Origin of the sequence: Halocynthiibacter sp. C4, assembly GCF_028823805.1 — a bacterium.
GTDB classification, from domain to species: domain Bacteria; phylum Pseudomonadota; class Alphaproteobacteria; order Rhodobacterales; family Rhodobacteraceae; genus Falsihalocynthiibacter; species Falsihalocynthiibacter halioticoli.
The window spans coordinates 61,071-82,079 of sequence record NZ_JAPEIE010000006.1; the positions used below are offsets into that span (position 1 = coordinate 61,071).

Here is a 21,009-nt window from a genome sequence, read left to right on the forward strand (position 1 = left end):
TCGAAAGGAGAACCCATGCACCGCTCCGCAGCCCTCTGCCTCGCCGCAGCCTTTTTCGCCGGCCAACCTGCACTCGCCTCGGATTACACCGAATATGGCACGTCCGGCGACTGGTCCGTTCTGATCGACGCGGAAAAGGGCAACGGCTGTTTCGTGCAAAAAGAGTTCGAAGACGGCACCCTCATCCAGATGGGCTATTGGCCTTCGCGCGAGGGTGGTTTCTTTGGCGCATATAACGCCGCATGGGCCGCCGACCGAACAGCGGAGGACGGCGACAAAGCCATGGTGAAATTCGATTTCCCCGACAAACGTTTCAAAGGCGAATCCGAAGCCCATACCCTAGACGGCACTCCTGGCGCCTTCGTGTTCTTCGACAATCCCAACGTCCCGGACGAGATCGCCAAAAACACCGAAATGGCCATCCAGACAGAGAACCGCCCCGACATTCCCGTGAACCTCAAAGGGACCTCAAACGCGATCAAAGCCGCGCGTGAATGTCAGGCAAAACAGGCGGAATAGTCACTGAAGCTGTAGGATATCCGCCACGCAGGGCTTGCGGTTTGCGGGCATCTGCGTGGCCCCATCCGAACGGCGAACCCGCGACCCGCTGAACTTGATATCGAAGTTCGGATCATCAAGCGACCCCGTAACCGAGAACGGAAACGGCGCCCGCGCCAATGGTTTGCCAAGCGCCCTTGGCTCGCCCCGCAGATCAATCGTTCGCTGCTTCAAATCCACACCACCAAGCAACAACAATTGCACGGATTCAGTCTCTAACACACTTACATCCGTCGAAATCCGCCCCGCATTAATCGTCAAAGGCGCTTCAACGCATCCAACCCGCGTGTAGCCTTGCCCCAACTCATCCGAGAACAGCCACCTGAAAATCCCAAGCCCCGCAAGCTCCAACAGACTGGTCGCAACCGCCCCCTGCCCCATGCTCACCTGAACATTGCCGTTCAGACTGGCAAGGATCGCAGGCAGCGACGTGTAGGTTGCGCCAAGGTTAAACTGCAACGATGGCTTGCCGCGTGCATCCATGTCCACACCGGCCAATTCCATCAAATCCGAAAGCTCCCAACCGCTTGCCCGCCCGTTGACGCGCGCATATTTCGGGGAATTATCAAGATCAACCGATGCGGCCGCGTTGAAATACCCGCCGCCATAGCTGAACTCCAACGGACCCAATCGCGCAATCGCATCCTTAACCGTCAACTCGGACTCTATCCGCGAAACACCCGCTTGCCCCGTGATCTTTGGCACATCAATCGCCACATCGACATCAACCCAATGCAAGGCTTCCTTCTTGGTCAACGGAACATAAAGCGCCGAAGGGTCGACCACAAAGCTCTCTTCCGGCTTGTCATCTGCAACCACAAAACTCTCTTCGGGCTTATCATCAACCGGCTCTGATTCAGGCTCTAACACGAAGGATTCTTCGGGTTTGTCGCTCTCTTCGCCGTCTTCGTCCTCACGCTCGGCAACGAGATTGTCAACCAAAGCATTGCTCCACGTGATGGCATTCTTGAAATCATCAATCCGCAATTCCGGGCTCGATAACGCCCCACGAACCTCCATTGTTTGCGGCAAGTGCGATGTCGTGAGATCAAGGTTCAGATCGGACTCCCCTGCCGTAACCTCGGTAATGAATTCGATATTCGGCCCATCTCCCGTCACATCAAGCAGCAACGAAAGCGGGCCCGCGTCCTTCACGTCATCACCCAAAGCGCCCGCAAAGGCCGCACTATCAGGCACGCCAAGATCAACACCGATATGAAGACCCTTCATCTTGGTTACTTCTGCCAGCTCGAACTCAAGCCCAAGGTTCCAAATATCGCTGTCTCTGGTGCGCCCGCTGAAGTTTGTGATCGCCAGATGACCCGGTTCATCCGTAACCGAGAAAGACGCATCAAGCCGCCCAAAAGCTTCATTTCCTTCTTGCCCGAAATTCTTCAGAACAAGCGACGCAGGGACATCTAGCGCACCTTCAAGCGTAAGCCCTTCGAACGCTAATAAATCCTCAAGATCACCATCCGCAGACAAGAAAGGCGTTCCCAGCGGCCCAACCTGAACATGCACGTCCTGAAGCGAAAGTTTGCTGTCTGGTGTTCGGTAAATTCGCCCAACAGAAATCGGCCCGATCTCGTTAAAGTCCTTCACAAAATAATTGGTCCCGACATTGATCTCGTTCAACGCGTAATCGCCCGCATCCCCTTCCCAATGCGCCGAGAAATTCAGCAAACGGAAATCCTTGAGCTTCTTCGCCCGTGGCGGCTCCTCGCCCTCGGGATACAGCGCAACATCGCCGGTAACATCGACCCCAACCATGGTGAAAAGGTCCTCTACCGCGCCACTTAACTGCACCGATTTTCCATCGTCAAAGTTCATATGGAGGTCAATATCCTGCGCCTTCAACCCGCCCGGTTGGCGGGTCAAACGGCTGGTTAGATGCCCCTCACCTTTCACCGAGTTTTCGAGCTTCAGAACATCAAACAGATCGCTAAGTTCGTTAACATCGAAATTCAACTCGCCCGTATATCCCGGCCCCGCTTCACTGGGCAAAGTCGTACCGTTGAAACTCAAGCTCGCGCTGGAAAATGATGCGTTTGTGGTAAATGGTTTCCCGTCGGGATAGAGCCCCGAAACGGTAAACTCCTCGCCGTTCACGGTTCCGGACCCAGAAACTTCAAGCGTGGCCCTATCATCAATCTGATGGAACAAAAGCGAAGCCAGCTGGAAGTCGAAAACAAAACCGGTGCTCTTGTTATCAACCACAATCGATACGCCAGTCACGTCAATGGTTCGCCGGCTCACAAATGCGGCGATACCCGTCGCGTATTTATCAACATCGCCGGTCGATTCCTCTTTTTCCGCATTTTCCGGCTGCGTGGTCCAAGTATGGCGTCCGTCCTCAAGCGTCAGAAGGTTAACGGACAACCCATCAATGATAAAAGTATCGAGGGTGATATCGTCCTGAAAATATTTGACAGGATCGATGTCAAATTCGAGCAAATCAAGGCGGGCTAGGGTCTCATTTTCGATATCTTCGCTCGGAATTTCCACCCCAGCAGCCGTAACGGTCATGATCCGCCCGAATGCGATCTTAAGCGTCCCGTTAACTTCGACTGGTTGGCCGAAAGCTTCCGTCAAAAGACTTGAGACAATCGCCTGTCGCCGTTCTTCAAACAGTCCAGACGATAGAAACATCCAAATCCCGACAACGCCGACAATGACGAGAAAAACAAGTGCTTTAAGCAAGAATAGTAGGATCCGCATCGTCTTCCTCGTGTCCGCCCGCTAATCCACGCGGCTTGGTTTTCCTGTCACTAGAACCGTGTCGACGCCACTTGGCAAGGCCTCTTCCCTACTTCGCATGTGCCAGCTCAACCTGTGTCACATTCGTGTGCCCAACCTGAAAAGATGCGGAACAAATTTCGAGATAATACAACCACGTCCGAAGAAACGCGCGGTCATGCCCAAGCGCCATCACGTCCTCGGCTTTTTCCATCAGCCGCTCCGCCCAAATGCCGCACGTCTTCGCGTAATCAAGCCCGAACCCGTGGCTTTCGTTAACCACAAGTCCCGCCTTCTTGGCCTGTTCGCGAATGTTGGCCTCCGAAAGCAGCATCCCGCCTGGAAACGTGTAATGCCGAATAAAATCCGACCCGCTTTTATAGATCGGGAAATAGGAATCCGGCACCGTAATCGCCTGAATCATCGCACGCCCGCCCTCAGCCAACCGCGCCTTCAGCGTCGAGAAATACGTCGGCCAATAATGCTCCCCGACCGCTTCGATCATTTCGATCGACACGATGTTGTCATAGGTGCCTTCGCTGTTGCGATAGTCCAGCAGCTTGATGTCCGCCGATTTACCAAGCCGCTCATCGGCGTATTTCTTCTGGCTGGGCGAAATCGTCAGGCCCGTTACAAACCGCCCGTCTCCTGCTGCGCGTTCCGCAAATCCGCCCCATCCACATCCAACTTCAAGAATGCGCTCCCCATCGGATAGCTTCCCAAGAATGCGGTCATACTTCCGGTGCTGCGCCCGAAAGAGATCGTCATCCCCTTCCGTGAACAACGCAGAGGAATAGGTCATGCTTGGATCAAGCCAAAGCTCATAGAAATCGTTGCCAACATCATAATGCGCCCGAATATTGCGCGACGCACCGCGCTTTGAATTCGCGCGCAACACACGGTCCAAAAGCTTGAACCCCAGCGTGTTCCAAAAGTTAGCATATGCATACCGTCTGAACTCATGCATGTTCCGGATGGCAACCATCAAGACATTCTTAACCGACGGAGAATCCCACAGTCCGGCCACATAGGTTTCCCCAAGGCCAATGTCCCCCCGCGCCGCCGTCGCGCTTACAACCGACCAATCGTGGATTTCCATTTCCGCAAACGGCTCGCCCGCCCCGAAATCATGGACGTCGCCCTCAGGCGTCCGGATCCGCAAGCTTCCCTCACGAATTGTGGCGCAGGTCTCGAGAAAATCGCGCTTAACGCGGTTGCTTAGAAATAACATACTCACCCCGAAATCAGGCGCGCAGACAGCAATTTTGCCACCCGCCTCCTCGCGCTGACGAAAAAACTACATTAAATTAAACACAATTTTTGGCTATTCGCCAAGGGCTTGGGGTTTAGAGTCTGCGCTACCTACGGTGTGCGCCCTAAAGCTCAGAGGCCCAAGGCGGATTTGCGCCCGCGCGTGTTACCGTTACGGCCGCGACTCTGGCGCCAAAGTCCAATGCGGCTTCAAGCGTTTCCAAGCTTAAATCGCGCAATGTCTCTTTTCTGATCGCATCCAACTGATCCAACTTCGCCAAGAAGCCCGCGTTGAATGTATCGCCCGCGCCAACGGTATCTTTTACCGTTACAACCGGCGGCTTAACCTCAACCGTCCGCCCATCCCGAAGCCGTCCAACCGGCCCCTGCGCGCCACGCGTCAGAACCGCAACACTTGGCCCTGTTGCCTGAAGCTCCGCGAGCTTTTCAAGATGAGACGCAGCACCAGGCACGAGCCAATCAAGGTCCTCGTCGGAAACTTTGACGATATCTGATTGCGCGATCATCTCTTTGACACGCGCAACATAGCCGTCACGATCTTTAATAAATCCAGCGCGGATATTCGGATCAATCATGATGACCCGCTCGCCGGATTCACGTGCGCACAACGCGGCAAATGCACTGGCTGCAGGTTCGGAAATAAGGCTAATTCCGCCGAAATAGAGACTGTTTACGCTCTCTGGAATTGTGGGCAGGTCTTCTGGCGTCAAGCTTCGGCCGGCTGTATTCTCGTCATAGAACGTATACTCCGCATGGCCGTCTGTTAACTTTACAAAAGCAAGTGTTGTCGGCCGATCCGAGCGCACAGTGAGCGATGTATCAACATTGCTTTCGCCCAAAGCGGCCTCCAGCTGCGCGCCGAACAGGTCCGTGGACAGCCCGCTAAAATAGCCCGCTTCCGCGCCAAGCCGCCCCAATGCGATGGCCGTGTTAAAGATCGCGCCGCCCGAATGTGGAACCAACCGGCCCTCTTCGTCAGGCACCATATCGATCAAAGCTTCACCGCAACACAAAATCATTTCAGGTAACTTTCATAATCCGAAACCAAAACATCCGCCCCTTCGCGTCCAACACAGCTGGCATAAGGAAAGCGCGTTGTCGGGAACCTATAAGGAAATCTTCACATGTCGAGTCTGAAAGCGAGTTAGCGCTAACATTTTTTCGGCCCTATCAGCAAAACAGACCCTATTCCGCCTCAAAAGCGTCTGGGAACAGCTCTTCCCAAAACTTGAAAATCTCATTCGCATTCAGCGCAGACATCCAACCATGCCGTTCAAAATCTTGACGTTTGGCCGTTTCACTAATCTTTGCCGCAAAGAGTCGCTTATCCGCATCCCGCTGGGTCGGTGTCCGCGAAGCCGCCAGATCACGCACGCGACCAAGCTTCTTGGCTCTGGCGCTTGTGACCTTGGCAACCGGCTTCTGCGCCCCCTGCCCTTCTTTGTAATCATCGCGCAACGCTGCCGCGAGGTAGCGTTCCGGATGCTCAACGCCGCTTTGTTTGGCCACGTAGTCGAGCTTCTCTTCGATCGTGTTTTCCCCATGGAGCGTTAACCATTGTCGGGCCAAGCGGTCCGCAACCCCAAGCGCACGAAGACGGTCATACACGGGCGCATGCCGCTGCCCTGCCCCATCATCCAGGTCGAGTATCGCAAGTTGTGGGTTCGATTTGATCGCAAACCGAATATCGCTCACCGAACGCCCTTTTTTGCGCACTTCGGGCGTGATGATAATGTTGCTGGACTTGTTGATTTCCGCCACCGCGGGCTTGATGATCTTCGCGTTCAGGTGCTTATAGCTCTCGTAATACTCGCTATCGGCCACCCCCATCAGGCGCCGAAACACATCGAGCGGCCACCAGCCCGTGCTCCCCGTCCTATGGAAGCGGTAGCAATTTTCATAAAGAGCTAGAGCGTGGCCGGAGGTAAATTTTCTCTGAATCTTGAGGTTGATGAGAGCAAAAACCTTGGGGTCACTTAACTTTTCGGCAAGGGCTGGCGAATACGCATATTCACAAATGCCGTCTTTAAGCTTCGCATAGGACAAGAGGCTCGAAACGCCCCATTCCTGTCGCCCATCGCCATCGAGCATGTCCCATTCCGCCACCGTTTCCGCAAGCCCGCGCAGCGAGGCCTTCAGGGTTTCGAAATCATTTGAATTATACCCGACCATCATACACAGCGTTCGCGCATCCATCTGGAACCGCTGCTGTTTGGTCAGCGTGTCATAAGCATTCAGAAGCAGCACATTTGAAAGTTTGCGTTGCAGAAGCGTGAGCTTGCCCGACACATGGATTGCGGCCACATGCTTTTTCACTGCATCACGCCGAAGCGCGCCCGTTAGTTTTTCCTTGGGAATGTCATTCATCCTGCCGCCTGCCCTGTTCAATCTGCCTCGAATCCGACTCTCTTTTCGGGTCGGTATGCACGCATGTTACATCAAAAGGCACCCGCAAACAATCTAGCGCGAGATACCTTTACGCTCGAATTTCCCATCCTGTATTCGGGTTCCTTAACAAACAAAGACCCCTGCGCGCGTTGCGTAAAGGAACCTGTTTACGGTATCACGAGTCACGGCAACTTTGGCCAGAGTCCGCGAAACAGTGTCTAACACGCTGAATAGAGCCTTATCCCGCTCTCATCCCGCGAATCGGTACTTTTTGTCCTGTCTGGTGGTGCCGTTCGTCCTGTATTTCGGTACCTATTAACCTGTATTCAGGCACCCAAATCACAATAGGCTATTGAAAAATAATGAGTTTAGAAATCCAAAGTCTTTAAAGAATCTATATATAATTAAACAATCAGGTCGTTGTTTTTCTTAAATTCTTGATTTTAGGATTTGAGAGATTCCTTTTTACCGTTCGATGTGCGATATTTTTTCGAAAGTGAGCAGTTAATCACAACATCGGTGAAAAAGAATGACATCTTCAGGCAAATCTCCCCTACCCCCCTATTTTGGCATAGACCCGGAAGCCGCCGAGGCCAAGCTCTCTCAGCCTATCGATACCGGACGATTCGCAAAAGCCGCCGCGTTCGCTGCGAAAGGGCGCGAGGAATTAGCCAAGGGTGGCCATGCCCCAGACGGTCAAAAGCGCCTTCGAAAGTTCTCCACATGGGAAATTTGCCGCTATCTTATTCCAGTTGCTCCGGCGCATTTTCGACGCGTTCTGAAGGCCAACCCCGACCTTCCTCAAGGTCATGGCGAAGGTAACACCAAGTGGTTTTCGCTCGCCGAAGTAATGACCCTCCGCGAGCATTTCGCTACCGAAGGAGCCGCCAACCGAGAGTACCGCCCCTACCGCCCCGAGGGCCTGCAAGCCAAAGTCCTGGCGGTCGCCAATTTTAAAGGGGGTGTCGGCAAAACGTCGACCTGCGCCCACCTTGCCATGAGCGCGGCGCTCGACGGGTATAAGGTGCTGGTCATTGACCTTGATAGCCAAGGTTCTATGACCTCAATTTTGGGCGGCTCGATTCAGGACGAATGGCAGACAGCTTTCCCCATTCTCGCGGGTGATTTTGCGCGTCATGTTCAAGAGGAAAACAGCGTTCGCGTAGCTCAGGGGCAGCCAGAAATTCCATTGGATGAGACCCTCTCCGAAGCCCTAGAGGTTTCGCCGCGAAACCTCGTTCAGAATACGCACTGGCCCAATATTGATCTGATCGGGGCGCAGTTGAACCTGTATTGGGCGGAGTTTCAGATCCCTGTTTGGCGGATGCAGAGCCGAAATTGGGCGCTTTGGGATGCGTTAACGAATGGTTTAGACGCGGGTGGATTGCTCGACGAATATGATCTGATCTTGCTCGATACGCCCCCTGCCCTCGGGTACCTTACGATTAATGCGCTGGCTGCTGCGGATATCCTTTTGGTGCCTCTTGGTGCGTCATTTCTGGAGTTCGATTCCACGGGGCGTTTTTTCGATATGTTGTACTCGACATTCGCAAGCATTGAGGATGGGGAGAACAGCCAGCGGCGGCAGTTGGGGCTGGAGGAAGTTCGGTTTGAATGGGATGCCGTCCGCACTTTGATCACCCGATTTGATGCGGCGCAGCAGACTGATTTGGCCAATGTGATACAGGCCTATTTCGGGGATTTCATGACAACGTTCCGGCAAGACATGACCGCAATGGTTGGGCAGGCCGGCGAGCAGGTGAACGGCATTTATGAAGCCGACTATAGGGAGTTCAACCGCGATACTTATGTGCGCGGGCGAGAGACGTTCGACCGCACTTGGGCGGAGGTGAAGGAGATCATTCTTGGTGCGTGGTGGCGCGACGAGAAGATGAATGAGCAGGAGGCAGAGCATGGCTAAACGAAGAAAAATCACGGCCCCGTCGGCAACGGATCTGAATAAGATCGAGGAGGAGTTTCGCCGCGAAACCCTTAACCGTGCGAACGCTGGTGTTGCGCCGATTTCACAGATTGCGGGAGAAACCGCACAGAGCGCACCGGTTGTGGATGCGGAAACGCGGGCAACGCAGGCAAAAGACAAGACGGATGCAGAGGCATTTCGGTCCGCAGAATCTCAGGGTCGTTTAATCCTTGATTTACCTATCGATTCTATCATGGAAGACGCGATAGTGCGCGATCGCATGGTTTTGGATGCAGCAGAGATGGAGGAGTTGAAACTATCGATATCGGCCAACGGGCTTCGGCTCCCGATAGAGGTTTTCGCGCAGGATGCGGGCGCAGAGGGCAAACCCTATGGGCTGTTGTCGGGCTATCGGCGGCTCAAGGCGATACGGGATTTATATGCGCTTACGGGTCAGGAAAAATACGCCACCGTTAAGGCTCTGGTGCGCGAGCCGGATGCGCTCGGCGGAGCCTTCGCAGCTATGGTTGAGGAAAACGAAATCCGTGCAAGCTTGTCGCATTTCGAGCGCGGGCGTATTGCGGTGATCGCAGCTCAGCAGGGGATTTTTCCGAGTGGCGAAGCGGCGGTGGCACATCTGTTCAGCGCAGCGTCGAAGGCGAAACGATCCAAGATCCGCTCTTTTGCTCTGATCTTTGAAGAGTTGGGGGATATGCTTGAGTTCCCTGAGTTCTTGAAAGAGCGTGATGGGCTTCGTGTGGCGGCGGCGCTGCGCAATGGTCTGGAAGGGCGATTCCGTGATGTGCTTGCCCATGGGCAGCCTACGTCGCCAGAGGAGGAATGGGCGCTGCTTGAAACGGTGGTTCTTGAGGCCGAGGCGGAAGCGCAACCGGGTAAACGCGGCGGACGGCCGAAAAGCAAACCGCAGGTGGGCTGGACAGGGCCGGATACCTTGCGCTTGTCATCCGGAGTTGTGCTTAAACGGCAAAGCGACGCGAACGGCCATTCTATTCGCATAAGCGGTCGAGGCGTGGATACGGTTTTGATCGAGGAAGCGATGCGGCAGTTGGCGCATTTGTTTGATAAGCCGTAGCATGGGCCATTGACCGGCTTGTCGATGTCGTGCGCGAGAGGTGCGCAGAGGGCGCCTTGAGGGCTGCGGAGGGTGAGTGATGGATTTAGCGACGACAGAGGCCATAGAAGGGCGCATACGCGCTCTGGTGGCGGAAATAGCGCCAGACGTGCGGTATGTGCCGAAGTATGGCGGGCTGGTGATGTGTTGCGACCCGACAACCGACAATCGATTTGTCGGCGGGATATTCCACTACAAAGAACATGTCTCGCTCGAGTTCACCCATGGTGCCGGTTTTGATGACCCGCAGGGAAGGCTTGAAGGCGGCGGGAAATATCGCCGCCATTTGAAGTTTATAACAGCATCAGAGGTGGACGACAAAGACGCGCAAGGGTTCTTGCAACAGGCTTTCGCGGGCGTGGGCCAATAGGCGGGCAGGGCGCTGGCGAGGTTTTACTCAATCCCGTTTGCGCGCTGTAGCTCGCGGATATAGGCGATGATCATGGCGACGTCCGCGCGGGTCAGCCCTTCGACGGGGGGCATATCGCCAAAGCGCCAATGATGGGCCTTAACACCCATGGCCGCGGCACGTTGGAAAGACTCGTCACCATGATGGTTGGGTTCATAAATGCCATGAACAAGCGGCGGCGCGATGCCATCCTGCCCAACGGCATTGGGCGCGTGGCAGGTGGCGCATTTCGCGTCATAGATCGTTTTCCCGAGCGCCGCGTTTTCCGACAGCGTGGCGGGCAGGGTGATCTGAACGATAGACGTTTCTGTTATGGGAGTCATCGAGACGGTTTCGCTGCTATTTCCGCGCGCGAAATACAGGGCGGCGACGCCGGCGAGAGCAAGTGCGGCAACAGAGAAGATATGCTTGGGTTTCATGGCGGGCTCCTGAATTTTCTGCGTGCTACAGGCTCCAGTGAGGGGAAGGTCAAGCGCCAAGTTGCCGGAAATTGGCAACCCGATCTTGCGGTAGGAGTGAAGGCTGCTTGGTCACTGATCGGAGGTCCAAGGCGCTCGAGACCCGAAAGGCTATCGAGATGGAAGCGGTATTGATCCGCGCGTGCGTCTAAAATAGGCAATGAAAAAATTGTTTTTTATCAATAAGTTATGAATTATATAAGCTAGCGTTTCAGCAAGTCGTTATTGGCGCCAAGATGCGGCGCGGCCCCATGTGCGCGTGGTCGGGTACCGTCAATCCGCAAGGGCGCGGCCAGCGTCTGGAAGGATTCGACGCCGCGCGTTGTTGGCGTGATCATATCGAGTTCTTGCAGCACGCCCGAGTCCATCATTCCGTTCCAATCCATCACGGGCGCCGCCCAGATGTCGGCCTTTATCATCGCGTCCATCCAGTCTTGGGTTGAGCCATTCAGCAGGTGCGCGGCGAGTTCGGCTTTGATGGAGTCGCGGTGTTTGAAGGGGTCGAGGTCGTGGAATGCGGCCTCTAGGCCCAAACAATCGCAGAGGTGTTTGAGGTCGTTCATCGCGACGGCAATGTGCCCGTCCTCGGTTTTGTAGACGCCGTAGGGGGCGGAGAGATAGGCGTGGGCGGGGTTGTTGTTGGGGCGTTGGGGCAGGATGCCGCCATCGTTGAGGTAGGTCGTCAGCAGCTCGAATTGCAGGTCGGTGATGGCTTCGATCAGCGAGGTTTCGATGTGTCCGCCTTGGCCAGTACGTTCACGGCGGAAGAGCAGGGCGAGCAGGCCTTGGGCGAGGGCGGCACCCGCGAGGATATCGGCAATGGGCAGGCCAAGGGCCACGGGGCCGTCGGTTGCGCCGCCGGAGAGCCACATGATGCCGCTGCGGGCTTGGGCGAGGAGGTCTTGGCCGGGAAGCTTTTCCCAGTCGTGGCCGCTGCCGTAGCCGGAGATCGAGCCATAGACGATATCAGGTTTACGCTCTTTCACCGCGTCGTAGCCAAGGCCGAGGCGTTCAATCACGCCCGGGCGGAAGTTTTGGATCACAACATCGGCGCTATCGACGAGGGCGAGGATTTGTTCGCGGTCGGCCTCTTGTTTCAGGTCCAGTTCCACGGAGGATTTTCCGCGGTTGATGGCGTGAAAAATGGTGCTTTCGCCGTCGATCATCACGTTGGAGACATAGAGATAGCGGGACAGATCGCCCTTGCCTTTGCGCTCGACCTTGATCACCTCTGCGCCCATATCGGCCAGCCGTAGTGAGGCGTAGGGCCCGGCGAGGAACTGGCTGAAATCAAGGATGCGGACGCCTTTGAGGGGCGGGTCATAGGGGGCAGGGGCTGTTGTATCGGCAGGCATCGGGTACTTTCTAGGCGAAGCTGGCGGCAAAGCGCGCGTTGAGGGCGGCCATGGCGGCGTCTGGCGAGGTTTTGCGACGGAGGGCATCGGCAATGATGTCGGATCCGTCTTGCTGGAAGCCCATGTAGCCGTCGTGACGGGGGCGGAGCCATGAGGCCTCGTGGGTGAGGCGGGTGTTGTAATAGGCGCCATGAACGGGCGCGTTGACGGCGGGGTTGGCCCAGGCCACGGCGTTACCAGGTTGGCCGTTTGAGGCGGAATAGAGACCTGTTTGGCACTCTGCGCCCGCAACCCAGAGCGCGAAATCAACGCAAACATCGGCATGCGCGGTCTTGGCGGATACGGCGAGGCCAGTGCCGCCGAGCGCTGCGCCGATGGGGCCAGAGGCGCCGATTGCGGGGATGTCGGTAAAATCGATGCGGTTTGGGCGGTAGCCGTCGTTGGCGTAGCCTTTGTAGAGATAGATCAGCGGCGTGAGGTGGAAGCGATCCTCGGTTGCCATGAGATCAAGAATGGCGATCGGGTCCATGTCATAGCAGATCGGATCGACGTGATCGGACACGGCCATGAGAGCTTCAATCACTTTAACGCCGATGGGGGCGGGCAGAAGCTCGCTCTGTGTGGAGGCACAGGGGTGGCCGAGGTTGGCGGCGAGCGTATAGAAATTCATCAGCGTATGCGGGTTGCGCATGGCCCAGAGAACCTCGCCTGCTTGCGCCTTTTTCACCACATCGGCCCAGCTTGATACGCGGCCACAGAGATCCGGGCGGTGGGCCTGTACCTGTGTGGCGGCGTCAACGGGCAGCGCCCATTGGTGACCAGAGAGAAAGTAGCTGATGAAGCTTTTGCCCACAGTCTCGTTCGCGAGGGCGGCGAGGGCAGGGGCGGGGGCGTGTTCATCCAGCGGCAGCAGATGCCCTTTATCGGCCACAGAGCCCACATGAGGGTGATCGATGATCATCAGGTCATAGGCAGCAGCAAGCTCGTCAACGGGTGTGCTTTCAAATCCCTGAAGCGAGCGCTTGTCCCATGTGATGGTGACGTGGGGGTGTTTCTCGGAATAAGCGCGGGCGGCGGCCGCAACGGGGTCATATCCGCGCGGATCGGACCATGTCATGCCCTTGAGCGTAATCGATTCTGTCATGTGTTCCTCCGGTTTCAGCTAAGAATAGGGAGGGTCCATTTAAAAGTAAAACAGAATTTTATATATGATTAGCCTTCGGAGGCCCCATCCGCAGCGCCCGCGCCGATCATCTGGGAAAGTTGCTGGCAGGCTTGGCTTAGGCGCGTACGGGTTTTGTCGATATCGGCGTCTGTGGTGCTGTTGAGGCGGTGGATATAGGGGATGGTAAGCGCCGCTACGACATCGCCGTTATAGGAGAAAATCGGTGCGGAGAGGTTGACCACGCCCTGCATCACAGCAGAGGGGCTATAGCAGAAATCGGTTTCCAGAGCCTCGACGATGTTCTTGTCGAACTGTTCCATCACATGGGCGGGCCGGTCATCAATGCGCGCAACGATTTCATCGCGCTTTTTGGCGGGCATCTTGTAAGTCAGCATAACGCCAGAGGCGGTCATGATGATCGGCACCCGCGCGCCAAGGCGCACCGCGGTGATGTTGTTGCCGGGGGGATCGGTTTGGGCGATCACGAGGATATCGCTGCCGTGCAGGATTGCGAGGTGTAGGGACTGGTTCAGCTCTTCGGCAAGGTTTTCCATCACTTCGCCAGCAACCGCTGTCAGACGACGGATCGGTGGATGCCGATGCGCGATTTCAAACAGACGCGGCGTAAGCGAATAGGTTTCGCTGGTTTCGTCGAGCGAAACATACTGGCGGTCTTCCAACACGGCGAGCATCCGAAAAATTTCGCTGACCGAGCGATCAAGCGCCTTGGCGATTTCGGATTTTTTCATGCCTGTATTGCGGCTGGCCAGCAGTTCGAGAATATCGAGACCTTTGGACAGGGCAGGGGCGTTGTATTTCGCCGTTTGTGTGTCTGTTTCGCTTTTCGTCATAGCAGTGTCCTCGCGTTGTGGAGTGCATACAGGCTTGGCGCGGTTTGGCAAATATTTATTGGCCGTAGCGCCCCTAGAGGTTCCAAATACGGGCGGCATTGCCCGAATAGAGCGCCTCGCGGTCGCCTTTGAGCCAATCGGCGGTGATGGCGCGGGTTGTTGCGACCCATGTTTCCAGCCCGCCGCCAAGATTGCACACGGGGTTGTCGCTGCCCCAGACGAGGCGGTCGTGGCCAAAGGCAGACACCACGTGATCCACGTAGCGGCGGATATCGGAGAGCGCCCAGTTTTCACCATCGGCATAGGCGATGACGCCAGAGATTTTGGCGGTCACGTTGGGGCGTTTGGCGATTTCGCTAATGCCGGTGGACCAAGTTTCGAAATCATTGGCCTTTATGTCGGGCACGCCGCAATGGTCGAGGATGAATTGCACATCGGGGCAATGATCAACGAGGGCGGTGCCGATATGGTTTTGTGACGGGAAAATGCAGAGATCGAACGTTAGCCCCGTCCCGGACAGGCGTTTGACATTGTCGCGGAAGGTGTCTGTTTCGCCAGTGCCGTCGGGGGCCGCGTGGAGGATGCGGCGGAACCCGCGAATCGTCGGGTTTTCGCGGTTGCGCTCAAGGAAAGCGGCGAAGGTTTCATGCTCTGGACGGCAGGCGGAGATCGCGCCTTTGAGCGGGCTTTCGGGCGCGGACATCAGCTCTGTTACGAGGTCAGTTTCGGCTTCGATGTCGTTTTCGGCCACATCCACTTCCATGTTGAAACAGCCCGAAATCCCCAGCCTACGCGCGCGAGCTATGTAATCTTCGAGCGTGTTCGGCTTGTTCAGCGCGGGGACGTTTTCAAGCCACGGGTAGCTTAGGCGTTCGGGGTAGATCAGGTGCAGGTGTGTGTCGAAAAGCATAAGAAGTCCTCCAAATTCTTATAGGAATAGTGATTGACTAAATATAAAAGTCAAGTTTATATGTAAAACAAGAACGGGAGTTGGACCCTTGTTCGATTCAAAATCCATGGGAGGATTACATGAAAAAATTATCACTCAAGGCGCTCTTTTCCGCGACGGCATGTGCCGCTGTGGTTGGCGCTGTGCCTGCGGTTGCAGGGGATTACGACGGCGTTACGCTGCAAGCCAAGCTGATCGGTGGTCAGCAATATGAAGCGCTTTATGCGCGCATTGCAGAGTGGGAAGCCGAGACCGGCGCGACAGTTGAGGTTATCTCCAAGAAGAACCACTTCGAGCTGGATAAAGAATTCAAATCCGATCTTGCTGCTGGCACTTTGGGCTGGTGCGTTGGCTCCAACCACTCGTCTTTCGCGGCGCAGTATCCGAGCCTTTACACAGACCTCACACCGTACCTCACCGAAGAGTTCATTGCTGAGTATGTTCCTGCGAACATCGCGGCTTCGAAAATCGGTGATGCTCTGGTGATGCTGCCACGTGCGCAGTTTGACGTTTCCGCACTCTACTACCTCAAGGATATCTATGAGGATGAGGCCAACAAAGCGGCCTACAAAGAGCAAACTGGTAACGATCTTGCGCCACCGGACACATGGGAAGAGTACAAGACTCAGGCCATTTTCTTTACTGACGCGCCGAACTTCTATGGCACGCAATATGCCGGTAAAGACGAAGCAATCGTTGGCCGTTTCTATGAGATGGTGATTGCCGAGGGTGGTCAGCTTTTCAACGATGACTGGTCTCCTGCGTTCAACTCCGATGCGGGCAAGCGCGCTTTGGCGTGGTTTGTTGATCTGTACCAAGCGGGTGCGGTTCCTCCGGGCACAACGTCTTACCTCTGGGATGATCTTGGTCAGGGCTTTGCGTCCGGTTCCATCGCTCTCAACCTGGATTGGCCAGGCTGGGCTGGGTTCTTCAACGATCCTGAAGCGTCCAAAGCAGCGGGCAACGTTGGTGTGAAAGTTCAGCCAGCGGGCTCCTCTGGTGCGCGCACCGGTTGGTCCGGTCACCACGGTTTCTCTGTGACAGAATCCTGTGAGAACAAAGAAGCCGCGGCATCGCTGGTTGCGTTCCTCACAAACGAAGACAGCCAGAAGCTCGAAAGCTCCGCCGGTCCACTTCCAACACGCTCCGCAGTTTGGGAGCATGTTGTAGAGGCCGCCTCTGACGATCCTTACCGCAAGGAAGTTCTGGGCGCGTTCCAGCAAGCGGCTGCGCACTCTTTCCCAGCACCGGCAACGCCATACTGGATCGAGGCAACAAACCTGATCTATCCAGAGCTGCAAGCTGCAATTCTGGGCGACAAAACCATCGACGAGGCGCTGGAAACAGCAGCTGAAGCCGTTGATGAAATGATGATGGAAAACGGCGAATACTAAGCCTTTCCATGCTCCCGGGGGGACGGCTCACGTAGCCGTCCCATCCCCTGAAATTTCTCAAAGAAAAGATACAGCCATGCCCCGCATCAAGCTGCCCACGTGGTTCGTGCTGCTGCTGCCTGCGATTATTATCCTCGCAGCCGTCGTTCTGATCCCCCTCATTCTTTCGCTTTACTCAAGCTTCACGCCCTATCGGTTGACGCGGCCAGAGACGCTCTACAAGTGGATCGGTACCTACAACTATGAAAAGGCCGCCAAGGACATCAATTTCTGGAAGGCTTTTGGCCGGACGATCTTGTTGCTCACTGTGGCGCTGAACCTTGAAATGCTGTTGGGGCTTGGCCTCGCACTTCTGGTGAACAAGGTCACGATGGGCCAGCGGATGCTGCGCACGTTGATGATGTTCCCGATGATGTTCTCGCCCATCCTTGTGGGCTTCCAGTTTAAATTCATCTTCAATGACAACGTGGGTCTTGTGAACAACGCGCTCCAGTCGCTTGGGTTCTCGGATGTGGCTATTCCGTGGCTCGTTGACGGGAAACTCGCGTTCTTCTCGATTGTGTTCGCGGAGATGTGGACCTCGACTTCGGTGTTCGCAATCCTGATCCTTGCGGGCCTCTATGCGATCCCGCGCGATCCGATGGAAGCGGCCAAGGTTGACGGCTGTACCCCGTGGCAGACCTTCCGCCACATCACCCTGCCGTTCATCATGCCGTTTATCTATATCGCGCTGGCGATCCGGAGCCTCGACGTGGCGCGGGCCTATGACATCGTGCAAATCATGACCAATGGTGGCCCCGCGCGGCGCACCGAGCTTCTCTGGACGCTCATCGGGCGCACCGGCTATGTGGATGCGAAAATGGGATATGCCAACGCAATGGGCTATATCTCGATTTTCCTCGCCATCTTCTTCACCGTCTATTTCTTCAAAAAGCTCAATGCCGCGCGTACCGAGCTAGGCATGGCAGGGTAAACTCATGGATATTAACAAAAAACACCGCCTGAAGGGGTATGCACTGAGCGTCTTGCACAAGGTGACGCTGTTCATCGCGATGTGCATCATCTGTGTGCCTGGTCTGTGGATTGTGCTGAACTCGTTCCGCCCGACGGTCGAGATCATGGCAAAGCCGCCGGTCTGGATTCCCAACGAACTTAACCTTGACCACTACCGCGCGATGTTCGGCGGCGTGGGCGAGGGCGGCGTGCCGGTGGTTCAGTATTTCACCAACTCGCTGATTATCTCTGTGACCTCGACGTTGATTGCGATCCTTGTGGGGATGGCGGGCGGCTATGCCTTTGCGCGGTTCCGGTTCAAGGGGAAAGCGGCGATCTTTATCGGTCTTATGCTGACCCGTGCGGTTCCGGGCGTGGCCCTATCGCTGCCGCTGTTCATCGTGATGGCCAAGACCGGCCTGATTGATACGCACATCGGGTTGATCCTCGTCTATGTGGCGATGAACGTGCCGTTCACCATCTGGCTGATTGACGGGTTTTTCCGCCAAGTGCCGCCGGACCTTGCCGAAGCCGCCGAGATTGACGGCTGTACACGCTGGCAGGCCTTCTGGCGGGTGGAATTCCCCGTGGCGCGGGCCGGTATTGCTTCGGCGGGTATCTTTGCCTTCCTCACAAGCTGGAACGAATACGCGCTGGCAAGCCAGCTCACCCGTTCCACATTCTCTAAAACGATGCCGGTTGGTTTGCGGGACTTCACATCGGAGTTCACCATCAACTGGGGGGGCATGTGCGCGCTGGCCGTGCTTATGATTATCCCCGCTCTCATCCTCACGTTCATTGTGCAAAAGCACCTCATTGCCGGCCTCACATTCGGCGGTGTGAAAGGATAAATCATGGCGCAAGTTAAGCTCAATAAAATCGTCAAGAACTATGGCAACCTCGAAGTTGTTCACGGGATTGATCTGGACATCCAGCACAACGAGTTTGTGGTGCTGGTCGGGCCTTCGGGCTGCGGGAAATCAACAACGCTGCGGATGATCGCAGGGCTTGAGGATATCTCCGGCGGCGAGATTTCGATTGGCGACAATGTGGTCAATGATCTGCCGCCTCGGGACCGCAATATCTCGATGGTGTTCCAGAACTATGCGCTTTATCCGCATATGACTGTGCGCGAGAACTTGGGGTTCAGCCTCAAGATCGCCAAGAAAAGCGAGGCCGAGATCGAAAAGGCCGTGGCTGAAGCTGCTGAAATTCTGTCACTCACGGAATATCTGGAGCGCAAACCCGGAGCGCTTTCGGGTGGTCAGCGGCAGCGTGTGGCCATGGGCCGCGCGATTGTGCGTCACCCTGATGTGTTCCTCTTTGACGAGCCGCTTTCGAACCTTGATGCCAAGCTGCGGGCGCAGATGCGGATCGAGATCAAGAAGCTGCATCAGAAGATCAAGACAACCATCGTTTACGTGACCCACGATCAGGTCGAGGCGATGACGCTGGCAGATCGTATCGTGATTATGCGCGACGGTTACATCGAGCAGCAGGGCACCCCGCTTGAGGTATTCGAGACGCCGGTGAACACCTTTGTTGCGACCTTTATCGGCTCGCCGCCCATGAACCTGATGGATGCCACCATCAAAGGCGGCAATCTTGACCTTGGCGATGGCGTTGTGATCCCAGTGCCGCCGGAGTTTGAGGGCAAGGTCAGCGACGGGCAGAGCGTTGTGTTCGGGTTCCGCGCTGACAACATCATGCCCGTTGGCCACTCGCTTCCGATGGAAGGGGCGCATGCCACGTTTGACATGACCATTGGCCTTACGGAGCCTCTGGGCACGGAAACGCTGCTTTTTGCAACGCTGGCAGGTACGGAAATTCAGGCCAAGATGCTCAACCCGCGTCCTGTTACGCCGGGCGAGCGGCTGACCTTCCAAATCGACCTGACGCGCTGTCACCTGTTTGACGGTGAAACCAAGAAATCGCTGAGGTAGTTCCGATGGCCAAGATCACCAAAGTCGATATTTTCATGATCGATCTGAAGCCCAAGGTGAAACGGGTGGATGCGATCCAGAGTTTTGTCAGTCAGGAAACGCCGTTTGTGCGGATCACCGATGAGGATGGGCAGGTTGGCCTTGGCTATACCTACACCATCGGGCAGGGCGGCGGCGCGATCATGTCGCTTCTGCGCGAAACCTTGGTGCCGCAGTTGATTGGCCGCGAGGCCGAGGAGATCGAGCGTATCTGGCGCGATCTGCTGTTTTCAACGCACGCAACGGCGGTTGGGGCGATTACGTCGCTGGCGCTTGCGGCGATTGACACGGCGCTTTGGGATTTGCGGTGTAAGCGGGCGAAACTGCCGCTGCATGTGATGCTTGGCGGCGCGAAAGACAGCGTTCCGATGTACACCACAGAGGGCGGCTGGCTTCACAAGGAAACCGAGGAATTGGTGGCCGATGCGCTTGAGGCACAGGCCAAGGGTTTTCACGGCTCCAAGGTCAAGATCGGCAAGCCTCATCTCAATGAGGATCGCGAACGACTTGCCGCTGTACGTAAAGCCGTTGGCCCGAATTACGAGATCATGGTGGACGCCAACCAGAGCCTCTCGCGGGCCGAGGCGACCCGCCGCGCCCATATGCTTGAGGAGTTGGACATCGCTTGGTTCGAAGAGCCGCTTCCGGCCGATGATGTGCTGGAGCACGTGGGGCTGGCCGCAGCTTCGACCGTGCCGATTGCCGTGGGCGAGAGCATGTATTCGGTGAGCCAGTTCAAAGATTACCTCGTGTCTGGCGGGGCAGCGATTGTGCAGGTTGATGTGGCCCGTGTGGGCGGCATTACGCCATGGATGAAGGTTGCGCATATGGCGGAGGCGCATAACGTGCCGGTTTGCCCGCATTTCCTGATGGAACTGCATGTGGCGCTGGTTTGTGCCATTCCGAACGCGCCATGGCTTGAGTATATCCCACAGTTGGACGGCCTCACCAAAACCCCGATGCGGATGGAGCAGGGCCGTGCCTTTGCCAGCACCGAGCCGGGGCTTGGGATTGACTGGGACATGGAGGCGCTAGACGCGCTCAAAATTGACGGGTTGAGCGCCTCGTTCGGCGCCTGATCCGATCTGACGATAAGGAGACAGACATGCAACGAATGGGAATGGTCATCGGTGTCAACGCCGAGAAGATCGCCGAGTACAAAGAGCTTCATGCCAACGCATGGCCTGGTGTTCTGGAGATGATCTCGAAGTGTAACATCAAGAACTACACCATCTTCCTGCGCGAGCCAGAGAACCTTTTGTTCGGCTATTGGGAATATCACGGCGATGATTTCGAGGCCGATATGGCCAAGATGGCCGAGGACCCCGAAACGCAGCGCTGGTGGGATGTGTGTATGCCCTGTCAGAAGCCGCTTGAGACTCGAAAAAAGGGCGAGTGGTGGGCGATGATGGAAGATGTGTTCCACCTCGACTGAGGAAAGCGCCA

Annotated in this window: 19 protein-coding genes; 10 read left to right on the forward strand and 9 right to left on the reverse strand. The window is 56.0% G+C overall.

The window, feature by feature from the left end:
• The first annotated feature begins 15 nt into the window (after nucleotides 1–15).
• Nucleotides 16–519 (forward strand): hypothetical protein, encoded by a 504-nt coding sequence (locus OU789_RS16455; protein WP_274656852.1) that lies wholly within the window; start codon nucleotides 16–18, stop codon nucleotides 517–519.
• Here the strand turns inward: OU789_RS16455 and OU789_RS16460 are convergent, their stop codons facing one another.
• From OU789_RS16460 to OU789_RS16475, 4 genes are all read right to left on the reverse strand, one after another.
• Nucleotides 520–3,276: an AsmA family protein gene (locus OU789_RS16460; protein WP_274656853.1), complete on the reverse strand. Its 2,757-nt coding sequence runs from the start codon at nucleotides 3,274–3,276 to the stop codon at nucleotides 520–522.
• 88 nt (nucleotides 3,277–3,364) lie between these two features.
• On the reverse strand, nucleotides 3,365–4,525 hold the full coding sequence (locus OU789_RS16465) for an SAM-dependent methyltransferase (RefSeq protein WP_274656855.1): 1,161 nt from the start codon (nucleotides 4,523–4,525) through the stop codon (nucleotides 3,365–3,367).
• A gap of 145 nt (nucleotides 4,526–4,670) precedes the next feature.
• Complete coding sequence (locus OU789_RS16470; protein WP_274656857.1) at nucleotides 4,671–5,585, reverse strand: carbohydrate kinase family protein; 915 nt, start codon at nucleotides 5,583–5,585, stop codon at nucleotides 4,671–4,673.
• A 166-nt stretch (nucleotides 5,586–5,751) separates the two neighbouring features.
• A complete protein-coding gene (locus tag OU789_RS16475) occupies nucleotides 5,752–6,933 on the reverse strand; it encodes a replication initiation protein (RefSeq protein ID WP_274656858.1) in 1,182 nt (393 codons plus the stop codon).
• 550 nt (nucleotides 6,934–7,483) lie between these two features.
• Between OU789_RS16475 and OU789_RS16480 the strand changes: the two genes are divergently transcribed.
• The 3 genes from OU789_RS16480 to OU789_RS16490 all read left to right on the forward strand — a co-directional run bounded on the left by OU789_RS16480 (nucleotide 7,484) and on the right by OU789_RS16490 (nucleotide 10,377).
• A complete protein-coding gene (locus OU789_RS16480) occupies nucleotides 7,484–8,875 on the forward strand; it encodes an AAA family ATPase (RefSeq protein WP_274656860.1) in 1,392 nt (463 codons plus the stop codon).
• Entirely contained in the window at nucleotides 8,868–9,968 is a 1,101-nt protein-coding gene (locus OU789_RS16485; protein ID WP_274656862.1) for a ParB/RepB/Spo0J family partition protein, read from the forward strand. The genes OU789_RS16480 and OU789_RS16485 overlap by 8 nt, the downstream gene beginning before the upstream one ends.
• Before the next feature lie 79 nt (nucleotides 9,969–10,047).
• A complete protein-coding gene (locus tag OU789_RS16490; protein WP_274656864.1) occupies nucleotides 10,048–10,377 on the forward strand; it encodes a DUF1801 domain-containing protein in 330 nt (109 codons plus the stop codon).
• Nucleotides 10,378–10,400: 23 nt separating this feature from the next.
• Here OU789_RS16490 and OU789_RS16495 read toward each other — a convergent pair whose 3' ends face one another.
• From OU789_RS16495 to OU789_RS16515, 5 genes are all read right to left on the reverse strand, one after another.
• Nucleotides 10,401–10,739, reverse strand: coding sequence for a c-type cytochrome (locus tag OU789_RS16495; RefSeq protein ID WP_274656888.1), 339 nt, complete (start codon nucleotides 10,737–10,739; stop codon nucleotides 10,401–10,403).
• A 338-nt stretch (nucleotides 10,740–11,077) separates the two neighbouring features.
• Nucleotides 11,078–12,316 (reverse strand): CaiB/BaiF CoA transferase family protein, encoded by a 1,239-nt coding sequence (locus tag OU789_RS16500; RefSeq protein WP_274656865.1) that lies wholly within the window; start codon nucleotides 12,314–12,316, stop codon nucleotides 11,078–11,080.
• Nucleotides 12,240–13,373 (reverse strand): extracellular solute-binding protein, encoded by a 1,134-nt coding sequence (locus tag OU789_RS16505; protein ID WP_274656867.1) that lies wholly within the window; start codon nucleotides 13,371–13,373, stop codon nucleotides 12,240–12,242. Before OU789_RS16505 ends, OU789_RS16500 begins: the two co-directional genes overlap by 77 nt.
• Nucleotides 13,374–13,441: 68 nt before the next feature.
• Complete coding sequence (locus OU789_RS16510; RefSeq protein WP_274656868.1) at nucleotides 13,442–14,245, reverse strand: IclR family transcriptional regulator; 804 nt, start codon at nucleotides 14,243–14,245, stop codon at nucleotides 13,442–13,444.
• Nucleotides 14,246–14,318: 73 nt separating this feature from the next.
• A complete protein-coding gene (locus tag OU789_RS16515; protein WP_274656870.1) occupies nucleotides 14,319–15,155 on the reverse strand; it encodes an amidohydrolase family protein in 837 nt (278 codons plus the stop codon).
• A 119-nt stretch (nucleotides 15,156–15,274) separates the two neighbouring features.
• Between OU789_RS16515 and OU789_RS16520 the strand changes: the two genes are divergently transcribed.
• The 6 genes from OU789_RS16520 to OU789_RS16545 all read left to right on the forward strand — a co-directional run bounded on the left by OU789_RS16520 (nucleotide 15,275) and on the right by OU789_RS16545 (nucleotide 20,998).
• A complete protein-coding gene (locus OU789_RS16520) occupies nucleotides 15,275–16,588 on the forward strand; it encodes an extracellular solute-binding protein (RefSeq protein WP_274656871.1) in 1,314 nt (437 codons plus the stop codon).
• 76 nt (nucleotides 16,589–16,664) lie between these two features.
• Complete coding sequence (locus OU789_RS16525; protein ID WP_274656873.1) at nucleotides 16,665–17,561, forward strand: carbohydrate ABC transporter permease; 897 nt, start codon at nucleotides 16,665–16,667, stop codon at nucleotides 17,559–17,561.
• A gap of 4 nt (nucleotides 17,562–17,565) precedes the next feature.
• Nucleotides 17,566–18,432 carry a carbohydrate ABC transporter permease gene (locus OU789_RS16530; RefSeq protein ID WP_274656874.1) on the forward strand — a complete coding sequence of 289 codons (867 nt, stop codon included), beginning with the start codon at nucleotides 17,566–17,568 and terminating at the stop codon, nucleotides 18,430–18,432.
• Nucleotides 18,433–18,435: 3 nt separating this feature from the next.
• Nucleotides 18,436–19,524 (forward strand): ABC transporter ATP-binding protein, encoded by a 1,089-nt coding sequence (locus tag OU789_RS16535; RefSeq protein ID WP_274656875.1) that lies wholly within the window; start codon nucleotides 18,436–18,438, stop codon nucleotides 19,522–19,524.
• A gap of 5 nt (nucleotides 19,525–19,529) precedes the next feature.
• On the forward strand, nucleotides 19,530–20,642 hold the full coding sequence (locus OU789_RS16540; RefSeq protein ID WP_274656876.1) for a mandelate racemase/muconate lactonizing enzyme family protein: 1,113 nt from the start codon (nucleotides 19,530–19,532) through the stop codon (nucleotides 20,640–20,642).
• Nucleotides 20,643–20,668: 26 nt separating this feature from the next.
• Nucleotides 20,669–20,998 carry an L-rhamnose mutarotase gene (locus tag OU789_RS16545; protein ID WP_274656877.1) on the forward strand — a complete coding sequence of 110 codons (330 nt, stop codon included), beginning with the start codon at nucleotides 20,669–20,671 and terminating at the stop codon, nucleotides 20,996–20,998.
• Nucleotides 20,999–21,009: the final 11 nt, after the last annotated feature.

What these genes read in the sequence shown, in the direction of transcription:
- OU789_RS16530 (WP_274656874.1), top strand. Translation starts at nt 17,566, where the DNA reads ATGGATATTAACAAAAAACACCGCCTGAAGGGGTATGCACTGAGCGTC.
- OU789_RS16480 (WP_274656860.1), top strand. Translation starts at nt 7,484, where the DNA reads ATGACATCTTCAGGCAAATCTCCCCTACCCCCCTATTTTGGCATAGAC.
- OU789_RS16485 (WP_274656862.1), top strand. Translation starts at nt 8,868, where the DNA reads ATGGCTAAACGAAGAAAAATCACGGCCCCGTCGGCAACGGATCTGAAT.
- OU789_RS16520 (WP_274656871.1), top strand. Translation starts at nt 15,275, where the DNA reads ATGAAAAAATTATCACTCAAGGCGCTCTTTTCCGCGACGGCATGTGCC.
- OU789_RS16495 (WP_274656888.1), bottom strand. Translation starts at nt 10,739, where the DNA reads ATGACTCCCATAACAGAAACGTCTATCGTTCAGATCACCCTGCCCGCC.
- OU789_RS16475 (WP_274656858.1), bottom strand. Translation starts at nt 6,933, where the DNA reads ATGAATGACATTCCCAAGGAAAAACTAACGGGCGCGCTTCGGCGTGAT.
- OU789_RS16465 (WP_274656855.1), bottom strand. Translation starts at nt 4,525, where the DNA reads ATGTTATTTCTAAGCAACCGCGTTAAGCGCGATTTTCTCGAGACCTGC.
- OU789_RS16460 (WP_274656853.1), bottom strand. Translation starts at nt 3,276, where the DNA reads ATGCGGATCCTACTATTCTTGCTTAAAGCACTTGTTTTTCTCGTCATT.
- OU789_RS16535 (WP_274656875.1), top strand. Translation starts at nt 18,436, where the DNA reads ATGGCGCAAGTTAAGCTCAATAAAATCGTCAAGAACTATGGCAACCTC.
- OU789_RS16545 (WP_274656877.1), top strand. Translation starts at nt 20,669, where the DNA reads ATGCAACGAATGGGAATGGTCATCGGTGTCAACGCCGAGAAGATCGCC.
- OU789_RS16505 (WP_274656867.1), bottom strand. Translation starts at nt 13,373, where the DNA reads ATGACAGAATCGATTACGCTCAAGGGCATGACATGGTCCGATCCGCGC.
- OU789_RS16540 (WP_274656876.1), top strand. Translation starts at nt 19,530, where the DNA reads ATGGCCAAGATCACCAAAGTCGATATTTTCATGATCGATCTGAAGCCC.
- OU789_RS16500 (WP_274656865.1), bottom strand. Translation starts at nt 12,316, where the DNA reads ATGCCCTCCGTCGCAAAACCTCGCCAGACGCCGCCATGGCCGCCCTCA.
- OU789_RS16525 (WP_274656873.1), top strand. Translation starts at nt 16,665, where the DNA reads ATGCCCCGCATCAAGCTGCCCACGTGGTTCGTGCTGCTGCTGCCTGCG.
- OU789_RS16515 (WP_274656870.1), bottom strand. Translation starts at nt 15,155, where the DNA reads ATGCTTTTCGACACACACCTGCACCTGATCTACCCCGAACGCCTAAGC.
- OU789_RS16470 (WP_274656857.1), bottom strand. Translation starts at nt 5,585, where the DNA reads ATGATTTTGTGTTGCGGTGAAGCTTTGATCGATATGGTGCCTGACGAA.
- OU789_RS16490 (WP_274656864.1), top strand. Translation starts at nt 10,048, where the DNA reads ATGGATTTAGCGACGACAGAGGCCATAGAAGGGCGCATACGCGCTCTG.
- OU789_RS16455 (WP_274656852.1), top strand. Translation starts at nt 16, where the DNA reads ATGCACCGCTCCGCAGCCCTCTGCCTCGCCGCAGCCTTTTTCGCCGGC.
- OU789_RS16510 (WP_274656868.1), bottom strand. Translation starts at nt 14,245, where the DNA reads ATGACGAAAAGCGAAACAGACACACAAACGGCGAAATACAACGCCCCT.